The following is a 1,685-nucleotide window of genomic DNA, read 5'->3' on the forward strand; positions in this document are numbered from 1 at the left end:
AGTTCTAGAAGAAGATTCAAAAATTGCAAAACCATCAAGCAAATTAAATAATGAAATTAGAGATATTGCTAAAAAATTAAATATTAAATTACACGAAGGAAGAATTCACTCTTCAGATGTATTTTATTCAGCGGTACCTCTTGAACAAAGAATTCAAGCAACTGAATCTATTTGCGTTGAAATGGAATCTTTTGCTTTATTCACTAATGCAGAAAAATTAAAGAAAAACGCAGCATGTTTATTAACTATTAGTGATAATTTAATAACACACGAGGAAACATCAGCTGAAAGCAGACAAACTGCATTTACAAAAATGATGGAAATTGCCTTAGGTTTAGCTAAATAAGGAAATTATGCGTGTAGTAGATTTAATTGAAAAAAAGAGATTAAACAAAGAATTAAGTACAAAAGAAATTGAGTTTTTAATTAGTACTTATGTTGCAGGTGATACACCTGATTACCAAATTTCAGCTTTTTTAATGGCTGTTATGTTTAATGGCATGACTTCGAAAGAGATAGCAACTTTTACAAAAACAATGATGCACTCTGGAGAAGTTATGAATTTAAACAAAATTCCTGGGATTAAAGTTGATAAACACTCAACTGGTGGAGTTGGTGATAAAACGACTTTAGCTATAGCACCAATTGTTGCCGCTTGCGGAGCGCCTGTTGCAAAAATGTCTGGAAGAGGTTTAGGGCATACTGGTGGAACTATTGATAAACTTGAATCAATTCCTGGTTTTAATGTAGTGATGAGTGAAAAAGACTTTATTAATCAAGTTACTAATCACAAAATTGCAGTAATTGGTCAGTCTTCTTCATTAGTGCCTGCAGATAAAAAATTATATGCACTAAGAGATGTTACTTCAACTGTTGAATCAATTCCTTTAATTGCTTCATCTATCATGTCAAAAAAATTAGCTACAGGTTCTGATGCTATTTTACTTGATGTTAAATGTGGTAATGGCGCTTTCATGAAGGATTTAGAAAGTGCTAGAGAATTAGCTAAGACTATGATAAGCATAGGTAAAGAGTTAAACGTAGATGTAAGAGCAGAAATTACTAATATGAATCGTCCAATAGGGAGAGAAATTGGTAATAGAAACGAAGTTCTTGAAGCAATTTATACATTGCAAGGAAAGGGACCAGATGATTTTACAGAACTAGTTTACAGTTCATGTCAAACAATTTTATTACAAGCTAAAATTGCAAAAACTGAACAAGAAGCTAAAGATAAAATTTTACAAGTTATTCATGATGGTAGCGCTTTAAGTAAATTTTATGATTTTGTAAAGCTACAAGGTGGTTATGTTGAAAAATTAAAAAGTTCAACATTTTGAGATCCTAAAAACAAACTTGAAATTAAAGCAAATATGGATGGATACATGAATATTTTTGATTCATTAACATTTGGTATTAGTGCTATGAAATTAGGTGCTGGTCGTGAAACTAAAGAAGAAGACATTGATTTTGATGCAGGTATCACAATTAATAAAAAGACCAATGAAACTGTTAAAAAAGGTGATGTAATTTTTACCTTATATTCTTCAAAAACTATACCAAACAGTATTGTTGAAGAATTAAGTAAAGGCTATGAAATAGTCAAAAAACAAGTTCAAAACAAAATTATATTAGATAGGTTAAAGTAGGTAAATTATGAATTACAACAAAATGATTGACCATAC

At 30.2% G+C, this 1,685-nt stretch carries 2 protein-coding genes; both read left to right on the forward strand.

The features are described from left to right. On the forward strand, nucleotides 1–346 hold a 346-nt coding region (locus MALL_RS00440; RefSeq protein ID WP_005683165.1), incomplete at its 5' end, for a phosphorylase family protein. Between the two features lie 7 nt (nucleotides 347–353). Beyond that, a complete protein-coding gene (locus MALL_RS00445; RefSeq protein WP_005683166.1) occupies nucleotides 354–1,649 on the forward strand; it encodes a pyrimidine-nucleoside phosphorylase in 1,296 nt (431 codons plus the stop codon). Nucleotides 1,650–1,685: the final 36 nt, after the last annotated feature.

It is taken from the genome of Mycoplasmopsis alligatoris A21JP2 (assembly GCF_000178375.1).
Taxonomy (GTDB): domain Bacteria; phylum Bacillota_I; class Bacilli_A; order Mycoplasmatales; family Metamycoplasmataceae; genus Mycoplasmopsis; species Mycoplasmopsis alligatoris.